This is a genomic window from Pseudoalteromonas sp. PS1M3 (assembly GCF_016865405.1).
In the GTDB taxonomy this organism is placed as follows: domain Bacteria; phylum Pseudomonadota; class Gammaproteobacteria; order Enterobacterales; family Alteromonadaceae; genus Pseudoalteromonas; species Pseudoalteromonas marina.
The window spans coordinates 36261-56123 of the sequence record NZ_AP022624.1 but is presented as its reverse complement, the minus strand read 5'-3'; the positions used below and the strand labels follow the sequence as shown (position 1 = coordinate 56123).

Here is a 19863-nt window from a genome sequence, read left to right as displayed (position 1 = left end):
ATTACTTCACCCACTCTTTTAATGAATTGAGATCGTCAAACCGCGTTTTTATATCGTCCCTTTTTGCCGCTGCGCGTCTATCCCTCAACTTTTCTAACGAATCGAGTAATACATGAAGTGGCGGTCCACTTGCCGTTACTTTACTTAAATGTTGCTCGTGCATTTGCTTTGAAGGTTGCGCAATAAATTTTTCTACTAATTGGTTATGATGTCCGATTGCTGTGTCACCATGTAACTTACATACTTGTATAAATAGCTTTCCATGTGATTTAAACCAGTTGCTATTTTTATATTGCTGCGCCTGTAAAAAATCATCCATAAAGCTTTGTATTCGCATTGACTCTCTTAATATTTGCTGATCTTCTGGCATCATATATAAAAACTTATCCACCAGCATTTGTGAGTAGCTTGGCTCATTCGCACTACAAAGACCAAGCAACATATCAATTACGTTAATTCCGGCAAAATCGCCTGCGTTTGCACCTCGATAAATCTCTTTACCAACACGGTATGGTTTGTAGTAAGGGCGAACGCAGTTAAAAAAACGATCTGTATCTAATTGTGTGTAAAGTGCATTGTTAGATTCAATTACATTAATGAGCGCGTACTTTGCAGCCTTTAGTAATTCACCACACAAAGGGTGTGAAATACCCAGTGGTACTATCTTTAATAAGGCATCACTTGCTCGCTTGTAGGCTAAAATACCTTGAGTGTTATAATCTAAAAAAAGTTTTTCATCAGGTAAATTAGTAAAGCGCTTATAGGTGCCATTAACAGCTTTATTGTGGGTGGTTAAATGCGCGGTAGCAAACCGCGGTGTTACACCAATCGACGCACCAATATGCATTGCCAATGCCGATGCCTCTACCAAAGGTGAAGTAGTTTCTCTACTGGGCTCAGTTATTTCATGGCGGCGACATGCAGCCATGAATAATCCAACATTGCCTAATAAATCAAATGCACGATCAAACCCTTGATCGGTATTTCCTTCTGCTAACAAGTGTGAAATTAATACATTGCCTTGCCTTTTTAATTGTTGCTTTAATTTCTCACCAACACCTTCAACATTTGCTTTATCGAATTGCTGCAAATAAAGCTGCTCTAATTCAGTATTTATCTCTACAAACTCAGTGCGTATCCAATCATCAAATGTGGCCGTATGTGTATTCATTATTTTGCTCTATTATTTTTATATTTAAATGCTAACAGAGTAACGCGAGCGTAAATCATCAAAAAACAAAGTGAAAGTGTCTATAATTAGTGATAATCACTAAAAATTTAAAAATAGATAACAATAAATGTTAGATAAAAAAGATCAGCAAATACTCACAGCACTACAAGAAAATGCCAGAATATCGGTTTCAGATTTAGCAAATACGATTAGCTTGTCTGATACGCCTTGCTTAAGGCGAATCAAAAAACTTGAAAAAGAGCATGTTATTACGGGCTACCACGCGTCAATTAATCCTAAAAAACTTGAACTAAACGTATTGGTATATGCTTTTATTAGGCTAAATCAAAATTCTGTAAGCGCGGCAGACTTATTTGAACAGTCGGTAGAAAAGCTACCTCATGTATTAGAGTGCAGTGTAATATCGGGTAGCTATGATTATTTACTAAAAATTATTGCTAACGATCTTGAAAGCTATGAACAATTTGTTAAACATCGGTTAGGTAGTTTGAGCTGCATAGCGAATATAGAGTCAACGGTGGTACTTAAGCAGTCGTTCACTAAAAAGCAGCTTCCGCTATAAAAGTACGGCAAATACAAAGTTGTTAGCTATACTGATATTTCTCAAACAGAAACATAGATATATGGATATTATGTGAAAATATTCGCCTCAACCTCTCAATCAATTATTTTCTACATATTATTCGCCCTCGCTTATTACTTACTGGGCGTTGGACTTACTGCGTTTGCATTTAACTCGCAAATAGTCCCTATCTGGCTACCGGCAGGTATTGCTTTAGTTGGTTGTTATATATGGTGGTGGCGTTTTATACCGCCTTTATTTGCAGCAGCAATTGCATTTAACTTAAATATATTCGATAACTCAGCTCATGAAATAATGCTGGTCGGCAATACGTTTACTCAGGCCATTTACATTGCCCTTGGCGTTATTATCCAAGCTATGGTCGGTGCCGCAATATTAAGGTATTGGTTGGGAAATCCGCTTTATTTTCGTAAACGAAAATACATTGCTTATTTTATTGCTGTAGTTGCTGTTTTAGTAAGCTTACTATCATCAAATATTGGTGTATTTGCGTTAAGTAACTTTAACCCACTTTATAGTATTGAGGACCATTGGCTTCATGTTATTTATTGGTGGTTAGGAGATATATTAGGGGTACTTATTGCCTCACCTTTTTTATTGTCGCTACTGCCCAAAGCACCTGGACAACGCAAAGTCTTAGCCTTTGAAACCATTGCAGTTTGCTCTATTTTATTTATATCTGTGGCGCTTACAGCACAAATTTACGAACGCGAAAACAGCAAAAATACAATTAAAATTGCAGAGCGAGAAGTTGAAGTTATTGAAAACAGTTTATACAGGTATATCAATCAAAGTATTATCGCCGTGCAAAGCTTAGCAAGCCAAGTACAATCATCACCTGAGTTTAATGAGCAAGACTTTTACGCTTCAGCAAATAAACTACTTGAAAAGCATTCATTTATTAAAGCATTGTCTTGGAATGTACAAATAACACAAGCGCAGCGCCAAACACTCAGTAATACAATGTCAACAATTTATCGGCAAAATATAAACATTGTTGGTGATCCTCTCGAAGATGATGACCCTCTAGTGGTTGTTAAATATATAGCTCCTTTAGAAAGTAACCAAAAGGCGGTTGGCTTTAATGTATATTCAAACCCAGATCGAAAAGCATCTTTGCAAAATCCAGCTATCAAATATTTACCTATCAGCACTAAAATCATTCAATTAGTCCAAACAAAAACACCAACACCCGCCTATCTACTATTTGCGCCTGTTTATGGTCAAAATGAAAATATAAAGGGTTATGCCACCGGTGTATTTTTGGCCCATAAAATTATTGAACAAGCTATTACACAGCAGCAATCTGAAATGTTTTCTATTGATGTGTTTGAATTTGACAACGAACCCGCCTTTTACAGTAACGACTCTCAAAACTTTGAGCAAGCAACCCAAAGCCAGTTAATGTCATTCAATATTAACTTTGGAGGTCAGCAATGGGTAATAAAATTAGCACTTAAAGAAAACTACATTTCACAACAAAACATTGAAATGTCTTTATTTTTACTTATGCTACAAACCGCTGTGTGTTTACTTATTATTGTAGTGTTAATGCTATTTAACCAGCAGCAACTAGCGCTTAGCCGCCAAGTTGCAGAACGAACAAGCTCATTGGTAAAAGCCAAAAAACAGTCTGACTTAGCCAATAGCGCTAAAAGCCAATTTTTAGCCAATATGAGTCACGAAATACGCACCCCATTAAATGCCATTATTGGCCTATCGTCACTTGCGAAAAAAGGTGATGATGCTCAAAAGCTGTTCAGCTACATTAAAAAAATTTACTCCTCTTCAAACAGTCTATTAAACCTAATTAACGACGTTCTTGATATTTCAAAAATAGAGTCACAACATTTAATACTAGAGTCCATTGCGTTTGATCCAAAAGCACTTGTAACGCGCATTGACACAATGTTTGAGCAAAGTGCGAAAAATAAAAACATTGAATGGATTCTCAAATGTAACTTACCTGTAGATACCTGGTTTTTAGGCGATGCAATGCGCATAGAACAAATACTACTTAATTTATGTAGTAATGCGATTAAATTTACTAACGAAGGAAGCGTTACGCTCGATATAGATACAGAGTTTGTGTCTGCCAATAAGGTAAAACTAAGCATTGCAGTATCAGATACTGGCATAGGTATTGAAAAAAACCAACACAACACCTTATTTAACGCGTTTACCCAAGCTGACAGTTCAACCTCTCGAAAATTTGGTGGCACTGGCCTTGGTTTAACAATAGCTAAAGAACTATGTTTGCTAATGGGAGCAACACTTAATTTAAAAAGCGAGCTGGGTGAAGGGTCAACCTTTACGTTTGCCGTTAACTTAACAACAACAGAGCCAGATATAGAGCCAGAAGCCATATCAAAAGATATTGATATTACGTCTTTAAATATTTTGGTCGCAGAAGACAATCCTGTGAATCAAATGGTAATAAAAGCGATGTTGGGATCTTTAGGTATCATTCCTCACTTGGTTGAAAATGGTGAAGAAGCTGTAAATATAATCAAAGAACAACATTTTGATTTGGTATTAATGGATTGCCAAATGCCTGTTATGGATGGCTATAAAGCAACAGAATTAATTCGAGCGTTTAAATCGCAACACACATTACCCATCATTGCGCTAACAGCTGATGCCATGCCAGAAGATAAAATTAAAGCTAAAAAAGCAGGCTTTACCGAACATTTAGCAAAACCCATAGAACTTGCAAAACTGACCGAGTGCTTGAGTCAGTTTGTAAAAACAGTTACTAAATAGCACCCAAAAAATTGTTATCATCACGCTACGTGACTGAGTTAATATAGTCACTCGTGGTGTTTAATAACACAATTAGCCTAATCGAATCGTAAAAAATCACTTTAATACGTGACTATTAAAAGCTCTGAAAAAATAAATTGAAGCTTAGAAGTAAAATAAGTGCCAATAAAATTACAAATTAGAGCGCACAATTAAGCACGCAATATTTACAAGGTCGGCATCATGAAAAGCTTTTCTCATCGATGGTTTAAAAATATTAATGAAATAGACCAAGCGCAATGGCATGCTTTTTTTGGTGATGAACCTTTTACTCAACATGCCTTTTTATACGCCTTAGAGCAAAGCCAATGTGTAACACAGCAAAGTGGCTGGCAGCCCTATCATTTAGCTGTATATGAAGGGAGTAACTTAATAGCGCTTGCACCTGGTTATGTAAAAAGCCATTCTTATGGTGAGTATGTATTTGACTGGGCATGGGCTGAAGCATACGAAAAAAATGGTTTGCATTACTATCCCAAATGGCTATCAGGCGTGCCATTTAGCCCAATTGAAGGTAAACGTATTGCCATTCATCACACAAACCACACCGTCGTATACAACTATATTACAGAGCAACTCTGCACACACAGCATTGAGCAAGGATGGTCTGGCTGGCATATAAACTTTTGCGACCAAACACAAGCAACGTTACTCACTAAGCAGCAAGCGATGCTCAGAGAGGGCGTTCAATTTCAATGGTTTAATAAAGGGTTTGATACTTTTGACGACTTTTTAACAACGCTAAACTCGCGTAAACGTAGATCGCTAAAAAAAGAACGCGCTAAAATAACACATCAAAATATTACTACTGAGTGGCTACAGGGTTCAGATATCACACCTGAAATAATGCAGCTGTTTTGCGAATTTTATCAGCGCACCTATTTAAAACGCTCAGGACATTTAGGCTATCTAAACAGTGAATTTTTTACCCTTTTGCATGCACTTATGGCATCGCAGCTGGTTATTATGCTTGCCAAAAAAGACGGTCAAGTCATCGCTGCAACACTCAGTTTAATTGGTGAAAACACACTTTACGGCAGGTACTGGGGGGCAAGCGAAAATATTGACGCACTTCACTTTGAGCTATGTTATTACCAAGGGATAGAATTTGCTATTAAACATAAACTCGACTGCTTTCATTCAGGTGCACAAGGGGAGCATAAAATAGCCAGAGGGTTTGAACCCGTTACTACTTTTTCAGCCCACCATATTGTTAACAATGACTTTAGCAGTGCAATTGCAGATTACCTGTCTCGAGAACGCCAGCATATTGCACTTTACAAAGCACAGTGCACATCGTTATTGCCGTTTAAAAACGAGTAACTGGTTATTAGCAGGCATAGCATGATCGCTCATAAGCGAAAGCCCTGCTTGCTTGGCCAATAATAAAACAGCTTCAAAGTCTCTTATACCACTTAAAGGATCTCGCTCAGTTAAAAAGGCGCAAAACTCTTGATTACTTTGGCTAGTGTATTCACCTTTGTACTTAAAAGGACCATAAATACACACAACCCCCTCATCATTTAAGTGACGTTTAACCCCGTCAAAAAAACGCTCAACTAATAACCAACTTACAATATGAAATGTATTCGCAGTATATATAGCATCTACTTTTTCGATAGGCCATGGCTGGTTTAAATCAAGCTCAATAGGGGCATGTAAATTAGCTAAATTCACTTCACTATGCCATAGCCTAATACCTTCATGATTAATGACACGATCACTTGTATGCCATTGTAGATAAGGTAATTTTTCAGCAAAAAACACACTGTGCTGACCTGTTCCAGAACCAACTTCTAATACTGTTTTAACGTTTTTTAACGCGCTATTTAAATGCTCTAAAATTGGCCCTTTATTGTTTTCACATGCTTGTGAAAATGGCTTTGTCATTGCGTGCACCAAAATTGTGGATGTTTGCACAATAGTAAAGCAAATTTGCAATATGTTGTCGTGACTAATTATGATTTATTTATTAAGTTAAATATAATCATATAGTTAGATATAGCTGGCTTGATTGGTATGTATTATGCAGCAACATAATTGACCCATTTAAGGGTTAATTAACTAATCACAAAAGGATAAAATTATGCATATGCCTCCCTATACCGCTGTTGATGCAGCAGTAGCTATCACCGATAAAAGTACCGATGATCACAGTGAAACCCTTGATATGAGAGCAACAGTTATTGATTTACTTTCTCATCCAAAACATAATCAAAAGGCGATCACTAAACATGAAACAGACCAGATATTTATTCTCGGCTATAATTAAAATACACGCCGTAAATAATTTTTATAATAACTATTTACACTGAAACCGATTAAATGTAATGATAACTATTATCATTAGTTGAGTCGGTTTTTTTATGTCTTCAAATCACGCCTTACATAACTATCAACATACTCTTGCATTTAATTGCAAAAGACCAGGCCTGCATGCCCCAATGCTTGTCGCTCATTATATAGACGCAGCTCTCAACGTAGCTAAAAACTTTGAACAACTTGATAATCCGCTACTTCAGGAGTATTACTTAAGACGCACACACCATGAAATTATAAATAAAATGTGCGATCCTCTTACTCATAATGCAATTCGCAAACAATGCCTACACCAGCTACACAAACCATTACTTGCATTAAAGCGTTTCTACATAAGCCACAATAGTCGTGCTAAATTTTTATTACTTGAGCGTGAAGCTCGTATTCTTAGTCACGAATTCAACCCTTTTTAAGGAGCACATTAATGAGCAACTTTAGAATAGAATCAGACAGTATGGGCGAATTAAAAGTACCTGTTAACGCTTTATATCAAGCACAAACACAGCGCGCTGTTAATAACTTTGCTATTAGCGCCCTCACTATGCCAGCACAATTTATAAAGGCACTGGCGTATATAAAACAAGCTGCAGCACAAAGTAACTGTGAGCTAGGGCTTATAAATAAAACCAAGGCAACTGCAATAGAGCATGCTTGCCAAGCGATTATTGATGGTAAGCATCATGATCAGTTTCCTGTTGATGTGTTTCAAACCGGTTCAGGAACTAGTTCTAATATGAACGCCAATGAAGTAATAGCAACACTTGCCAGTACTCAACAGGAGCTTGTACATCCTAATGATGATGTAAACATGGGCCAAAGCTCAAACGATGTAGTCCCTACGGCTATTGCACTAAGTAGTGCCCTAGCCGTTAAACAAGCATTACTTCCAGCTCTTGAAAACCTTTCGCAACATTTAGAAAATAAAAAGAGCGAAGTAGGCGCTATTGTTAAAACAGGTCGCACTCACTTAATGGACGCGATGCCTGTTACATTCGAGCAAACCCTTAATGCATGGCAATCGCAAGTAAACAACGCGGCCTCAGGCATTCGCCATAGCTTAGAGCCAGTGTGTGAGCTTGCTCAAGGTGGTACAGCTGTTGGTACCGGTATTAATGCCGACCCAAAGTTTGCAGACTTATTTTGCACTAACCTAACTAAAAACGTGGGGATCCGGTTTTCGCCAAGCAAAAACTTTTTTTATAATATTGGTTCACAAGATGCCATTGTTGCACTGTCTGGGCAGTTAAAAGTACTCGCTGTAGCTCAAATGAAAATAGCGAACGACTTACGCTGGATGAACTCAGGCCCCCTTGCAGGTTTAGGCGAAATAGAACTTGAAGCCCTACAACCTGGCTCATCTATTATGCCGGGTAAAGTAAACCCAGTCATACCAGAAGCCGCTGCGATGGTTAGTGCGCAAGTGATTGGTAACGACGCTACAATTACCGTTGCTGGTCAATCTGGTAACTTTGAACTAAATGTTATGCTGCCCGTTATTGCCTATAATATTTTGCAAAGCATAGAGCTACTAACAAACAGCGCCCAAGCTTTGGCAGAAAAAGCCATAGCCACATTTATCGTAAATCAAGCTAACATTGACCGCGCTCTTGCCAAAAACCCTATTTTAGTGACTGCACTTAATCCGGTGATCGGTTACGAAAAAGCAGCAAAAATAGCGAAACAAGCCTATAAAGAAGCCCGTCCTATTATTGATGTTGCCGAACAAGAAACTGACTTACCACGTGAAGAGCTCGAAAAACTGCTCAACCCGACTAAGCTCACACAAGGTGGCTTGTAGTTTTTAAAAAGCCTTAAATACGGCTTTAATTACTTGATTATATAGTTTTTATTGCCGTAAAAAATGCACCGTGTATGATAGTGATGAATTATTCATCACTATCAAGGTATCTTATGCGCCCTGTATTATTAGCTCTTGTTTTACCCCTTTGTTTAAGTGCGTGTTTAGATAAAACACCAGCAGAAAAAGAATCAGTAACCACTGCTGAAGTAATAAAACCAAAACAACAAACACTAAAAGAAACCACTCAAACAAAAAGTGACGTTGAGGAACTTTCAAACTCAAGTGTTAAAGCGGTATCGGTTGAAGATATTACGACAGCTAAAACCCAATTAAACACGCTTATTGCTGACACCAGCTGCGATACAAGTATGCAATGTAAAGTTATTGCAGTAGGTAGTCGCGCCTGTGGTGGCCCTAGTAGCTTTGAAGTTTATTCAACTAAAACAGCAAAAGACGAGCAAGTAAAAACACTGAGCAAAACAATCACCGAGCTTGAAAGTAATTTTAATGCGCAAAAAGGAATGATGAGTATTTGCCAGCATTTAACAACACCAAGCACTCAGTGTGTTGAAAATAAATGTGTTAAACTTGAAGGCTCAGCGGTAAGTGTATTTTAAGGATAACAATATGAGTGGTTTGACATTGACAGTTAAATTATCAATTTTTAGTGTTGCTGCTAGCATTTTTTTACTCAGCGGTTGCTCAACAACAGCATCTGTAAATAGTGCTCAAGGGCAGAACTTGTCGGCTTTAAATAGCCAACTTGCCAATATTGTTGATAACAATGGCTGTACAGCAAGCTTTCAGTGTAAAGTACTTGAAGTAGGAGCACGAGCGTGTGGCGGGCCGAGTAAATATGCTGTTTATTCAACGCTAAATACCCCTCAAGAGCAAGCAGAAAGCATTGCAAAGCAGATCACCGAACAAGAAAAAAATCAAAATGAGCAACAATCACTAACCGATTGCTTACCGGTTATTGAAGTACAATCGCTGTGCATTAACCAGCAATGCCAATCAATAGATATTAAGTAATAAATAAAGTATTAAGTGCTATTTCAGCGTTATTGACTTAAGTACGGAATAAGCGCTGAAATAACCACGACTAACAGCACACATATCCCTGCTTTTAGTATGTATTTCATTGGCATAGTTTTTAGTACCCAGTATGCATATATAAAACGCACAAAATAACTTGCTGCAGTACCAAATAAAGCAAAAATAATTAGGTAAGTAATCAGTATAATATTCAAAGCAGTACTTCTTTATAGTTGTTACCTTTAGTGTAAGGGCTTAATACAAAGAACGCAAAAGCACTGCTTTTCAATTTATTAGCTTTTGATAAAAGATTTAAAAGTACATTGAAGTACCCATCTATTTAATCTTATTTTTAGCTAAAATAACTGCCTAACATACTTTTATAAACCAGGTTTAGGCCAACTACTTAGCTTTTTTAGTATGCGCAATTAAAAGCTCTGCTACTTGTTGCTTTACCGCGCGCTTATCTTCGCTAGGTACATCAAAGCGGCCCGCTAGTTGCGCTATCTCATCATCATTCAAATTGAACGATAAGCGCTGTCGAGTCTTTTTAGACTTAACATCTAAGCCAAGTATTTTGCGGATCATATCGGATGGCGTGAGCTCTTGGTCAATTGCTTGCTTTTTTATTTGCTTTTGAACATCGCTACTCAAATCAAATGCCATTTGTGTTGCACGTACAGCTTGCTCTTGGCGCAACCACTTATCTTTAGCATCACTCACTTCGCGTCTCCAGGAAATAAATCCACTATATCGGTAATTGGACGCGTAAGTGTTAATGACACTTCGGTTTCGCCGCCATCCCAAATTTCAATATTTAGACTATGCCCTTCATCAGGCGATTCTAAACATATCATTTCACAAGGCTCGCCACCGTCTTGCTCATAGCGAGGTAGGCTTTGACCACGAAAGTCTTTATTATGAAAATAACAAACAAACGGCGATTCAGTTTGTTGGTAACTTTTAGCCAAAAACTGCATAAAACGCTCAGGAGTATTTTTAACTGCAATATGCGTTAACGACTCTTCATCAAAAATACGAGCAAATTCATCTAATGTGAAAATATCGTCTACTTCATCTCGTTGTACTTTTATCGAAAAATTAGCCCATTGCTCGCCGTCTTCTTGTGCTATTTGTAAAAACACAACTTGACCACTGTTTGTCTCAAGCACAAACTCAGTATCACTACTGTGCTGATATTGATAAGTTTGCACATCAATAACACGCAATGTTTGTCCTTTTAACCACGACGGATAAGCAAACGAATCTATAACGGTAAACATGTCACCTTTTTTAAGCTCACTTGCATGGTTAAGCTGACGTTCTGGCTCTTTTTTAGATTTGAAAAAATTAAACATAATAAAGCATCCCTTAAGCAAAAAAGGTAACTAAGCGACGCTTAATTACCTTTTATTATAAATGTACGAACTATTAGCCGTTTTGCTTGGCTTTAATGCGCGCTAAAATATCGGCACTTTTTGGACTTGTATCGCCAATGCCTGCTTCAGCCATTTTCGCTTTTAAATCGTCGCCATTAACTTCTGACTCAAGCTCTTTTGCAGCACCTAACTGATCGCTACGGTCTTGTTGACGCTGTTTAATACGCTCTAGTGATTGTCGAGCTGAGGTCATCGAAGAGCTATTCGTATTAAGCGTGCTGTTAACAGCCATTGTTGCTTGCTGTACGCTTTCTGTGGTTTTAACCATCGTAAGCTGACGTTGATTTTCTTTAATCGACTTTTCAGCGTCTTTAACTTGCTGCTTAAGCGTTACAATGTGGTTGCTAAAACCTGCTAATACTTGCTCGTTTTCAGCTTTTTCAGCTTCAAAATCACCAATTTTTTCTGCAATTTCTAATGCTAAGGCTTCGTTACCTTTTTCAAGTGCTTGGCCTGCATACGCTTCGTGTTCAGCAATTGATGCATCTACAGCGCTAATTTTTCGCTTAGTTTGCATTTCTTTAGCCATTACTTCGGTCAGGCTTTTTTTAGCACGGTGAAGTGCATTTTGTGCATCAGCGATTTCTTGTTCAAAAATACGGATACCATTTGCATCTACAATTGCTTCGCCCGCTTCACGAGCACCACCACGTACTGCTGTAAATAATTTTTTTAAAATACTCATAATCTTAACTCCACTAACTAGTTACTAATCGTTTAAATACAAGGTCACGGCTTCTAGTGCATCAATCGCGTTGTCAGCTAATGTCACTAGTTCGTGGGTAACATCATCTAATGATGAGTTTACCGACAGTGCACCAAAAATCGCGTATTTATTATCGATTTTAGCAAATGCACTTAGTGGAATTGGCACGTTCAAGCGTAACAATGTTTCGTTTAACTCGTTGCGTAATTCACTTTTCACTTCGTCTTCGCCAAACAAGTAGCTAATACATAACAACTGCTCTTGAGTTTGCGTAACAAAAATTGGAAGTTCATCATTTCCATCAACAATGACTTGTAAAACATCTTGCTCACCTGGATTGGCAATCAAGAAAGACTCAAAGTTAGCGCCTTCAGTTTCAAAAGAGGCTAATTTTATTGAAAGTTCGTTTAATTCCATGTCTCTGCCTTTGTGTTGTTTGACATATTATGTCTGAGTTAAGATTCGCACGGTAGACATATTATGTCAACCATGTTTTGTTAGTTTTTATACAATTCACTCTCTATTTGCCATGCTGAACGGTAATAATCATAAAGCTGACCAGAACCTAACCTATTGACCTCAATATCATTTATTTGTTCAAAATACTGATTAGGGAATACAAAACTTGCTAGTAAATATTTTTTACTTATCCATCGTGACGATACCGGCATTTCGCCTATATTATTTATTCGTGCACTGGCTGGTTGACCCATTTTGGTAGCAATTGTCCACCCCCACTGACCAAACGATGGAATATTTTGTTGGTATTGCTCCACGTGATCAAACCCGGCAGCCTTAACAGTTTTAGCTATACTCAGAAACGCCTTTTTTGCATGATATGGCGACGTTGATTGCACAGCCATAGCCCCATCAGGAGCAAGTAATTGGCGTACATGATTATAAAAATAGTCGCTGTATAACTTATTTAGGTCAGGATGATTCGGATCAGGTAAATCAATAATAACAGTGTCAAACTGTTTGTTTTGATCGAGTAATTTCTCAACCTCTAAAAAAGCATCACCCACGATTATGTTAGCTTTGGGGTCTTTCATTGAGTCGTTATTGAGGTTTATTAATCGCTGCGTGATGGCTTTGGGCGAGGTAAACTTATCGTCTTCGTGGCCAAATAGGTTAAGTAACTGTCCATCTAAATCAATTAAAGTGACTTCGTTTACCGACCATTTTAGTACATCCCTTAATGCTAAACCGTCACCCCCGCCAATAATTAGCACCTTATCATGGCGGTTAGAGGCAAGCATAGCCGGATAAACTAGCATTGAATGGTATATTTGTTCATCAACACTTGAGAACTGTAGGCGGCCATTTAAGTATAGGTCGGTAATTGGTTGCGGTTGATTTTTGCTAAGTCGTTCTGTTAATACAACATGCTGATATTTAGTCGCTTGAGAATAAATAACTTTATCTTTATATAAGACGTTGCTTAGGCTATTCATCCAACTGCTGCCGAGCACTAAAATAAAGCCAAACAGCACAAGCAGTAAAATATGGCAAACCAACAAAGCTTTAGCAAATCGTACATGGGCATGATAGCGCCATAAAAAAGCAAGCCCTGCAATAATATTAAATAAAGCGGTCCATGCAGCAGCTTGCATGATAGGCATAGCCAACATTATGCTTACCCAAATTGCTGCGCCAATACCTGCCCCAATGTAGTCTGCACCATAAATAGTTCCTGCATTGTTTTCTAAAAACCGCCCGTACACATGTTGGCGAATACGCGCTATAAGCGGTATTTCCATACCAATAAACAGTCCTAATACTAAGCCAAATACATAAGGTAAAAAGCGTGACCATTCTTGTAACTTTTGAAATACATAGCCATTAAGTACAACGTCAGGTGGCAGGTTAAAAATGCTCGAAAACAAATGAGGAAGCGAATAACTAACTGCAATCACGCTTGCTATGGCCAAAATACAGCCCATGCCAATCAAAGCTATAATGCTTTCTAGCCAAGCAAATGCGGTGAACGCATCTTTAAACCAACGCGCTAAAAAAGCCCCTAGCCCCATAGCTACTATCATGGTGCCAATCATGGCGTAAATAGCACTTTCTACAGAGCCTAGTACTCGGCCGGCATAGTGAGAGAGTAGGTACTCATAAATAAGGCCGCACCCAGCGAGCACAGCCATAACAGTGATAAGTAATATATCGTGCCCAAGTAAGCGAGACTTACTTGGGCTTTGAGTTGTTGATGACACGAATTATGCGCCTAATAAGGTTGCCATTGTGATGCCTACGGCAAACGATACAGCGGCAGAAATAGCTGCTACACCCACATTTTTTTGACGATTAACTTCATCAGAAATATCACAACCCGATAAAATTATTTTAATGGTCACTAAGTGTAAAATAATAAACGCAACTAGGCTCACTACTGCACTAACAGCCCAATATAATAGGCTAGCATTAATATTATCTGCAGCATACGGTGCAACACCTGTTGCCGCTGTGATTGCTAATGCACTACCCACTAAATAACCAGCGTAACGAATACCAACAGCTAAGTTATCATCAATAATAGCTTGTTGAAGACAGTCACCATTTTTATTTGTGCGTTTAAATAACATAACTCGGTACTGGCTCACAAATAACAGCACGATGCTACCAATAACAAAGGCAGCAATGACAATCGGTAAACCATGCCATCCCTCTGTAGCTACCCATAACAGTGCTGAACGAATGACAATTGCCACACTCACTACATGGCCAAAATCAATGATAGAAGCAGTCACATTACCTTTAACAATTTCATCATGTAGGCTCACTTTACGCAGTGCAACTTTGTCTTGAAAAAAGTGACCAAGCTTAATTAACACAATGGCAAGCGCACCATAGCCAAGCATTTGCAGTGCTTCTTGCTGAAGAGTTGCAGCAAATGCACCACTGCTTACACCGGTTAATACGATAGCCAGCGCAACCAAACCAGCGGCAAAACTAATACCAAAGGCAAAATTATCACGCTCTGTTATTTCGTCATTGGCATGTAAATTTGAAACCCAGCCTTTTATATATTTAAGGCTAACAAATAGCAGCACAATTATTGCAAAGTCTATCGCTAAAGCTTGCAGCGACCACGTAGTTATTCCATTAAATTCATACATATTATTCTAACTCCAACTTTATTCTTTACTTACCACGGCTCACGCCACGAGAGGTTCTGCTTCCACTGTCACGAACTGAACCAGAGCTATTGCTATAGCTACTTGAACGTGAGTAACTGCTGCGACTCTTAGGCGGTGTATAGCTACTTCGACTTAACCCTGATGCACCAGTCTTTTTACTCGCATACGGGCTTGTGAACTGCTTACCTTGGCGTTGATATGTTTGACGTGTACGTGTCTCTAGCGCGCTTTGTGTTTTAATTTGTTTAGGGCTTGAGTAGCGATAACGACCATAATCGTTGTAATAGCTGTACTTACGGCGTTTACTCCAGCTTCCGTATTCAACCCTGTCAAATACATCCCCTAAAATACGGTACATGCCGTACCATTGCCAAAAGCTGATGCCACTGCTATTTGTTTGCCAGTTACCGTAGTTGGGGTTACCCACCATCTGGTTACCTACCCCTTCACCCTCGGCTTGTTGGCTAATAGCACCAACGCGAGCTAGCGATCCTTTTGACATATCAGCAAGCATATTGATTGGATCAGTTAAAGCGTCAGAGAACAGTGAAGGTTTTGCAGCTTCACGTAAAAGATCGATGCTGTGCAACGTATCTTCGTAAGGGGGGATTAAGTAAGTACTTTTAGTCTCTTTAAGTCGCTGTAATAAACCACTATAAAGTGCACCTTGGCGCGAAGCATCTAAAGTAATTACATCAACAACATTTGAAAGCTCTGGCTGTTGTTTTTTTAAAAGCGCACCATACTCTTTAAGTAACACTGCATTGCGTATACTGCCATTATCTAGCGCACTACCTAGCTGTGATAGCTCAGCATCCGCTTTTTTTATAGACTCTTGAATTGTTTGTTGTAGCTGCTCTTCTTTAGATTGACAACCCATAAGCACCGTAAACAAACAAAACAGGCTTATAAGTTTCCAAACTTTACTATTCGACATTCATGTCACCTGATTTACTAAATTAACACAGCTAGTCTTACACAGGTCACTTAGTAAGCCAAGAATGAAATTGCAACAAAATGAGAAGAGATGTAAAGAATAAAGTAGATTACAAAACTCAGTAGTCAAAGGTAAAAAGTTTATGATCTAGACACGGGATAGAATTGACTTAACCTTACGTTGGTTGGCATTTTTGATGGAGATGATATTAGTTTGGTTCTTTATTTTATCCAAGAAAGTAAAAAACCGTCACACTGCTGTAATAGGTCTCTATTATTTGAGCCTGTTAATGTCATGGTGCCCACAGCGGTAGAGAGTCACAGTGAAATGTTGCCTACCATAGGCCAGTGTATTGAATAGCCAAAACACTGTTCACAAAGAGGCGCTTCGCTTAGGAGACGTGACGCTTTAGAGAAGGGAATGCTGAAGATTACTTTTCTGCAGACGTAAAAAAGCCGCTTCATTTCTAAAGCGGCTTTCTACAATTTGAAGCCTGGTAATGTCCTACTTTCACATAACAAATGCTACACTATCATCGGCGCTGTTTCGTTTCACTACTGAGTTCGGCATGGGATCAGGTGGGTCCAAAACGCTATTGTCACCAAGCAAATTTGGTTGTTAATCCGTATTCCTACGCACTAACTGAATTTGGAAAATATCTGATAATATTTTTTAAGTCTTTCTGTCAGTAATATCTACTTTAGTCATTAACTTCTGTCTTAACTGTCACATAAAACGCGTTTGGCGTTGTATGGTTAAGCCTCACGGGTAATTAGTACAAGTTAGCTTAATGGCTCACACCACTTCCACATCTTGCCTATCAACGTTGTAGTCTTCAACGGCCCTTCAGAGACTTTAAAAGTCTAGTGAGAACTCATCTCGAGGCCTGCTTCGCGCTTAGATGCTTTCAGCGCTTATCAGTTCCGAACGTAGCTACCGGGCAATGCCATTGGCATGACAACCCGAACACCAGCGGTTCGTTCACTCCGGTCCTCTCGTACTAGGAGCAACCCCTCTCAATTCTCAAACGCCCACGGCAGATAGGGACCGAACTGTCTCACGACGTTCTAAACCCAGCTCGCGTACCACTTTAAATGGCGAACAGCCATACCCTTGGGACCGACTTCAGCCCCAGGATGTGATGAGCCGACATCGAGGTGCCAAACACCGCCGTCGATATGAACTCTTGGGCGGTATCAGCCTGTTATCCCCGGAGTACCTTTTATCCGTTGAGCGATGGCCCTTCCATTCAGAACCACCGGATCACTATGACCTACTTTCGTACCTGCTCGACGTGTCTGTCTCGCAGTTAAGCTGGCTTCTACCATTACACTAACCGTACGATGTCCGACCGTACTTAGCCAACCTTCGTGCTCCTCCGTTACTCTTTGGGAGGAGACCGCCCCAGTCAAACTACCCACCAGGCACTGTCCGTAACCCCGATTCAGGGGCCAACGTTAGAACATCAAAACTACAAGGGTGGTATTTCAAGGACGACTCCAACAAGACTAGCGTCTCATCTTCAAAGTCTCCCACCTATCCTACACATGTAGGTTCAATGTTCAGTGCCAAGCTGTAGTAAAGGTTCACGGGGTCTTTCCGTCTAGCCGCGGGTACACAGCATCTTCACTGCGATTTCAATTTCACTGAGTCTCGGGTGGAGACAGCGTGGCCATGGTTACACCATTCGTGCAGGTCGGAACTTACCCGACAAGGAATTTCGCTACCTTAGGACCGTTATAGTTACGGCCGCCGTTTACCGGGGCTTCGATCAAGAGCTTCTCCGAAGATAACCCCATCAATTAACCTTCCGGCACCGGGCAGGTGTCACACCGTATACGTCATCTTGCGATTTTGCACAGTGCTGTGTTTTTAATAAACAGTCCCAGCCACCTGGTCACTGCGGCTCCCGTCCGCTTAGAGAGCAAGTCTCATCACAGATAGGAGCGTACCTTCTCCCGAAGTTACGGTACGATTTTGCCTAGTTCCTTCACCCGAGTTCTCTCAAGCGCCTTAGTATTCTCTACCTGACCACCTGTGTCGGTTTGGGGTACGATTCGGTATAATCTGAAGCTTAGAGGCTTTTCCTGGAAGTATGGCATCAGCAACTTCACTACCGTAGTAGCTCGTCTCGTGTCTCAGGTTTAATGTTCGTCCGGATTTACCTAAACAAACGCCCTACTCACTTTCACATGGACAACCATCGCCATGCTTGCTTAGCCTTCTCCGTCCCCCCATCGCAATTATACCAAGTACGGAAATATTAATCCGTTTCCCATCGACTACGCCTTTCGGCCTCGCCTTAGGGGTCGACTTACCCTACCCTGATTAACATGGGATAGGAACCCTTGGTCTTCCGGCGTGCGGGTTTTTCACCCGCATTATCGTTACTCATGTCAGCATTCGCACTTCTGATACGTCCAGCATACCTCCCGGTACACCTTCAACCGCTTACAGAACGCTCCCCTACCACTCATACAAAGTATGAATCCGCAGCTTCGGTGCATAGTTTAGCCCCGTTACATCTTCCGCGCAGACCGACTCGACCAGTGAGCTATTACGCTTTCTTTAAAGGATGGCTGCTTCTAAGCCAACCTCCTGGCTGTCTGGGCCTTTCCACATCGTTTCCCACTTAACTATGACTTTGGGACCTTAGCTGGCGGTCTGGGTTGTTTCCCTCTTCACGACGGACGTTAGCACCCGCCGTGTGTCTCCCGGATATTACTTTACGGTATTCGGAGTTTGCAAAGGGTTGGTAAGTCGGGATGACCCCCTAGCCTTAACAGTGCTCTACCCCCGTAAGTATTCGTCCGAGGCTCTACCTAAATAGATTTCGGGGAGAACCAGCTATCTCCCGGTTTGATTAGCCTTTCACTCCTAGCCACAGGTCATCCCCTAACTTTTCAACGTTAGTGGGTTCGGTCCTCCAGTTGATGTTACTCAACCTTCAACCTGCCCATGGCTAGATCACCGGGTTTCGGGTCTATACCTTGCAACTATTCGCCCAGTTAAGACTCGGTTTCCCTACGGCTACCCTAATCGGTTAACCTCGCTACAAAATATAAGTCGCTGACCCATTATACAAAAGGTACGCAGTCACAGAACAAGTCTGCTCCTACTGCTTGTACGTACACGGTTTCAGGTTCTATTTCACTCCCCTCACAGGGGTTCTTTTCGCCTTTCCCTCACGGTACTGGTTCACTATCGGTCAGTTGGGAGTATTTAGCCTTAGATGATGGTCCACCTATATTCAGTCAAAGTTTCACGTGCTCCGACCTACTCGATTTCACTTAAAATGTCTTTTCATGTACGGGACTATCACCCTGTATCGTGGCACTTTCCAGAGCCTTCCATTAACACATAATAAGCTTAAGGGCTGTTCCGATTTCGCTCGCCGCTACTTTCGGAATCTCGGTTGATTTCTTTTCCTACGGGTACTTAGATGTTTCAGTTCTCCGCGTTCGCCTCGTTAACCTATGTATTCAGTTAACGATACCTGCAAGCAGGTGGGTTTCCCCATTCGGAAATCCTAGTCTCAAGTGCTTTTTACTAGCTTGACTAGGCTTATCGCAAGTTAATACGTCCTTCATCGCCTCCAACTGCCAAGGCATCCACCGTGTACGCTTAGTCACTTAACCATACAACCCAAACGGGTCTTTGTTTTGTGACAGTTTAACTTCGCCAGAAGTTAATATTGAATACTAAAGTAGATACCAATCAATCGACTCATAAGAGTGATTAAATGGCACTGAATGATACTGCTATCATTCTTTTTTACTTTTGAAAACTCTGTACAAATAACAATGTTATTCATACGAATTTTATTATCAGCTTTTCCAAATTTTTAAAGAGCAAGAGATACAAAAACCTCTCAAAATTAAACACACTCTATTCTCAGGCGATTTA

General features: G+C 40.0%; 18 protein-coding genes and 2 rRNA genes. 8 read left to right on the top strand and 12 right to left on the bottom strand.

All coding sequences use genetic code 11. The annotated features are described in order from the left end of the window. Position 1: 1 nt before the first annotated feature. Positions 2 to 1171, bottom strand: coding sequence for a monodechloroaminopyrrolnitrin synthase PrnB family protein (locus PS1M3_RS00280; RefSeq protein ID WP_203985646.1), 1170 nt, complete (start codon positions 1169 to 1171; stop codon positions 2 to 4). Between the two features lie 127 nt (positions 1172 to 1298). Between PS1M3_RS00280 and PS1M3_RS00275 the strand changes: the two genes are divergently transcribed. The 3 genes from PS1M3_RS00275 (at position 1299) to PS1M3_RS00265 (ending at position 5900) form a co-directional block, all read left to right on the top strand. Continuing rightward, the gene (locus PS1M3_RS00275) at positions 1299 to 1754 is read left to right on the top strand and encodes an Lrp/AsnC family transcriptional regulator (protein WP_008128312.1); all 456 of its coding nucleotides are present in this window, start codon (positions 1299 to 1301) and stop codon (positions 1752 to 1754) included. A 72-nt stretch (positions 1755 to 1826) separates the two neighbouring features. After that, a complete protein-coding gene (locus PS1M3_RS00270; RefSeq protein WP_203985643.1) occupies positions 1827 to 4538 on the top strand; it encodes an ATP-binding protein in 2712 nt (903 codons plus the stop codon). 222 nt (positions 4539 to 4760) lie between these two features. Further along, entirely contained in the window at positions 4761 to 5900 is a 1140-nt protein-coding gene (locus tag PS1M3_RS00265; RefSeq protein WP_138741160.1) for a GNAT family N-acetyltransferase, read from the top strand. On the opposite strand, the gene PS1M3_RS00260 is transcribed toward PS1M3_RS00265, so the two are convergent. Then, the gene (locus tag PS1M3_RS00260) at positions 5877 to 6467 is read right to left on the bottom strand and encodes a DUF938 domain-containing protein (protein ID WP_008128308.1); all 591 of its coding nucleotides are present in this window, start codon (positions 6465 to 6467) and stop codon (positions 5877 to 5879) included. The two genes, PS1M3_RS00265 and PS1M3_RS00260, sit on opposite strands and share 24 nt — an antisense overlap. Positions 6468 to 6663: 196 nt before the next feature. Here PS1M3_RS00260 and PS1M3_RS00255 point away from each other — a divergent pair, with 196 nt between their 5' ends. From PS1M3_RS00255 to PS1M3_RS00235, 5 genes are all read left to right on the top strand, one after another. Then, positions 6664 to 6849, top strand: coding sequence for a hypothetical protein (locus PS1M3_RS00255; RefSeq protein ID WP_006793828.1), 186 nt, complete (start codon positions 6664 to 6666; stop codon positions 6847 to 6849). A 94-nt stretch (positions 6850 to 6943) separates the two neighbouring features. Continuing rightward, positions 6944 to 7309: a hypothetical protein gene (locus PS1M3_RS00250; RefSeq protein ID WP_238530287.1), complete on the top strand. Its 366-nt coding sequence runs from the start codon at positions 6944 to 6946 to the stop codon at positions 7307 to 7309. Between the two features lie 11 nt (positions 7310 to 7320). Continuing rightward, the gene (locus tag PS1M3_RS00245) at positions 7321 to 8694 is read left to right on the top strand and encodes a lyase family protein (protein ID WP_138741159.1); all 1374 of its coding nucleotides are present in this window, start codon (positions 7321 to 7323) and stop codon (positions 8692 to 8694) included. A gap of 113 nt (positions 8695 to 8807) precedes the next feature. After that, positions 8808 to 9314, top strand: a complete 507-nt coding sequence (locus PS1M3_RS00240; protein WP_138741158.1) for a hypothetical protein — start codon at positions 8808 to 8810, stop codon at positions 9312 to 9314. Positions 9315 to 9324: 10 nt separating this feature from the next. Continuing rightward, entirely contained in the window at positions 9325 to 9729 is a 405-nt protein-coding gene (locus tag PS1M3_RS00235; RefSeq protein WP_138741157.1) for a hypothetical protein, read from the top strand. 29 nt (positions 9730 to 9758) lie between these two features. On the opposite strand, the gene PS1M3_RS00230 is transcribed toward PS1M3_RS00235, so the two are convergent. The 10 genes from PS1M3_RS00230 to PS1M3_RS00185 all read right to left on the bottom strand — a co-directional run bounded on the left by PS1M3_RS00230 (position 9759) and on the right by PS1M3_RS00185 (position 19595). Continuing rightward, positions 9759 to 9947 carry a hypothetical protein gene (locus PS1M3_RS00230; protein WP_006793823.1) on the bottom strand — a complete coding sequence of 63 codons (189 nt, stop codon included), beginning with the start codon at positions 9945 to 9947 and terminating at the stop codon, positions 9759 to 9761. A 187-nt stretch (positions 9948 to 10134) separates the two neighbouring features. Next, complete coding sequence (locus PS1M3_RS00225) at positions 10135 to 10455, bottom strand: hypothetical protein (protein ID WP_138741156.1); 321 nt, start codon at positions 10453 to 10455, stop codon at positions 10135 to 10137. Next, complete coding sequence (locus tag PS1M3_RS00220) at positions 10452 to 11090, bottom strand: DUF4178 domain-containing protein (protein ID WP_006793820.1); 639 nt, start codon at positions 11088 to 11090, stop codon at positions 10452 to 10454. Before PS1M3_RS00220 ends, PS1M3_RS00225 begins: the two co-directional genes overlap by 4 nt. A 73-nt stretch (positions 11091 to 11163) precedes the next feature. Then, positions 11164 to 11856 (bottom strand): PspA/IM30 family protein, encoded by a 693-nt coding sequence (locus tag PS1M3_RS00215; RefSeq protein WP_006793819.1) that lies wholly within the window; start codon positions 11854 to 11856, stop codon positions 11164 to 11166. A gap of 24 nt (positions 11857 to 11880) precedes the next feature. Next, positions 11881 to 12294, bottom strand: coding sequence for a YjfI family protein (locus PS1M3_RS00210; RefSeq protein ID WP_006793818.1), 414 nt, complete (start codon positions 12292 to 12294; stop codon positions 11881 to 11883). A gap of 80 nt (positions 12295 to 12374) precedes the next feature. Next, entirely contained in the window at positions 12375 to 14096 is a 1722-nt protein-coding gene (locus tag PS1M3_RS00205; RefSeq protein ID WP_138741155.1) for a polyamine aminopropyltransferase, read from the bottom strand. 3 nt (positions 14097 to 14099) lie between these two features. Then, positions 14100 to 14999, bottom strand: a complete 900-nt coding sequence (locus PS1M3_RS00200) for a DUF350 domain-containing protein (protein ID WP_008128289.1) — start codon at positions 14997 to 14999, stop codon at positions 14100 to 14102. Positions 15000 to 15024: 25 nt separating this feature from the next. Continuing rightward, complete coding sequence (locus PS1M3_RS00195; protein ID WP_006793815.1) at positions 15025 to 15957, bottom strand: CHAD domain-containing protein; 933 nt, start codon at positions 15955 to 15957, stop codon at positions 15025 to 15027. A 491-nt stretch (positions 15958 to 16448) separates the two neighbouring features. Continuing rightward, a 5S ribosomal RNA gene (rrf, locus tag PS1M3_RS00190) occupies positions 16449 to 16563 on the bottom strand. 145 nt (positions 16564 to 16708) lie between these two features. Continuing rightward, positions 16709 to 19595: ribosomal RNA gene (locus tag PS1M3_RS00185) — 23S ribosomal RNA — on the bottom strand. Between the last annotated feature and the right edge of the window lie 268 nt (positions 19596 to 19863).

What these genes read in the sequence shown, in the direction of transcription:
- PS1M3_RS00280 (WP_203985646.1), bottom strand. Translation starts at nt 1,171, where the DNA reads ATGAATACACATACGGCCACATTTGATGATTGGATACGCACTGAGTTT.
- PS1M3_RS00275 (WP_008128312.1), top strand. Translation starts at nt 1,299, where the DNA reads ATGTTAGATAAAAAAGATCAGCAAATACTCACAGCACTACAAGAAAAT.
- PS1M3_RS00265 (WP_138741160.1), top strand. Translation starts at nt 4,761, where the DNA reads ATGAAAAGCTTTTCTCATCGATGGTTTAAAAATATTAATGAAATAGAC.
- PS1M3_RS00260 (WP_008128308.1), bottom strand. Translation starts at nt 6,467, where the DNA reads ATGACAAAGCCATTTTCACAAGCATGTGAAAACAATAAAGGGCCAATT.
- PS1M3_RS00255 (WP_006793828.1), top strand. Translation starts at nt 6,664, where the DNA reads ATGCATATGCCTCCCTATACCGCTGTTGATGCAGCAGTAGCTATCACC.
- PS1M3_RS00250 (WP_238530287.1), top strand. Translation starts at nt 6,944, where the DNA reads ATGTCTTCAAATCACGCCTTACATAACTATCAACATACTCTTGCATTT.
- PS1M3_RS00245 (WP_138741159.1), top strand. Translation starts at nt 7,321, where the DNA reads ATGAGCAACTTTAGAATAGAATCAGACAGTATGGGCGAATTAAAAGTA.
- PS1M3_RS00240 (WP_138741158.1), top strand. Translation starts at nt 8,808, where the DNA reads ATGCGCCCTGTATTATTAGCTCTTGTTTTACCCCTTTGTTTAAGTGCG.
- PS1M3_RS00235 (WP_138741157.1), top strand. Translation starts at nt 9,325, where the DNA reads ATGAGTGGTTTGACATTGACAGTTAAATTATCAATTTTTAGTGTTGCT.
- PS1M3_RS00220 (WP_006793820.1), bottom strand. Translation starts at nt 11,090, where the DNA reads ATGTTTAATTTTTTCAAATCTAAAAAAGAGCCAGAACGTCAGCTTAAC.
- PS1M3_RS00215 (WP_006793819.1), bottom strand. Translation starts at nt 11,856, where the DNA reads ATGAGTATTTTAAAAAAATTATTTACAGCAGTACGTGGTGGTGCTCGT.
- PS1M3_RS00210 (WP_006793818.1), bottom strand. Translation starts at nt 12,294, where the DNA reads ATGGAATTAAACGAACTTTCAATAAAATTAGCCTCTTTTGAAACTGAA.
- PS1M3_RS00200 (WP_008128289.1), bottom strand. Translation starts at nt 14,999, where the DNA reads ATGTATGAATTTAATGGAATAACTACGTGGTCGCTGCAAGCTTTAGCG.
- PS1M3_RS00195 (WP_006793815.1), bottom strand. Translation starts at nt 15,957, where the DNA reads ATGTCGAATAGTAAAGTTTGGAAACTTATAAGCCTGTTTTGTTTGTTT.